This window comes from Heliobacterium chlorum (genome assembly GCF_014502795.1).
GTDB classification, from domain to species: domain Bacteria; phylum Bacillota; class Desulfitobacteriia; order Heliobacteriales; family Heliobacteriaceae; genus Heliobacterium; species Heliobacterium chlorum.
Window position 1 is genome coordinate 1 of sequence record NZ_JACVHF010000131.1, and the last position, 705, is coordinate 705.

The window sequence follows — 705 nt, forward strand, 5'->3', positions numbered from 1 at the left end:
TGGAGCTAAGCGGGATCGAACCGCTGACCTCTTGAATGCCATTCAAGCGCTCTCCCAGCTGAGCTATAGCCCCATTTCTACCGGATACGTTATGCATCCGGTAATACCGGCTTGGTTACCCGATCAATCCGGCAGCGACCTACTCTCCCAGGGACCAACGTCCCAAGTACCATCGGCGCAGGAGGGCTTAACTTCCGTGTTCGGGATGGGAACGGGTGTGACCCCTCCGCCATTGCCACCAGATCAGTTTGCAGTTGTTGAGGTCCGGTTCATCACCGGATTTAGAAGTTTACTACACCGTGTTGAGCTTTTCAACCGGTAAGTTCCTCCAGTCCCTCAAAATCAAACAGTTGTGTTGCGCTGCGTGCGTAACTTTTCCGTTCGGACCTGTCCCATCGGGCTGCTTGCGAGATAACTCGCCTGCACCCTGCTGGGAGGTATCCGTCCGGTTCGACCTCGACATCTCACTGCGTAGCGGTTTCATTCTTCACTAGAAAACCTAGCAAGGTTCATCCTCTACCGTGACGAGTCTCCATAGAAAGGAGGTGATCCAGCCGCACCTTCCGATACGGCTACCTTGTTACGACTTCACCCCAATCATCGACCCCACCTTCGGCGGCTGGCTCCATAAAGGTTACCTCACCGACTTCGGGTGTTGCCAACTTTCGTGGTGTGACGGGCGGTGTGTACAAGGCCCGGGAACGT

At 55.0% G+C, this 705-nt stretch carries 1 tRNA gene and 2 rRNA genes; all 3 read right to left on the minus strand.

The annotated features are described in order from the left end of the window. A tRNA-Ala gene (locus H1S01_RS20560) sits at window positions 1-73 on the minus strand. Between the two features lie 53 nt (window positions 74-126). Further along, a 5S ribosomal RNA gene (gene rrf, locus H1S01_RS20565) occupies window positions 127-243 on the minus strand. 295 nt (window positions 244-538) lie between these two features. Continuing rightward, window positions 539-705: ribosomal RNA gene (locus H1S01_RS20570) — 16S ribosomal RNA — on the minus strand; the annotation flags it as partial.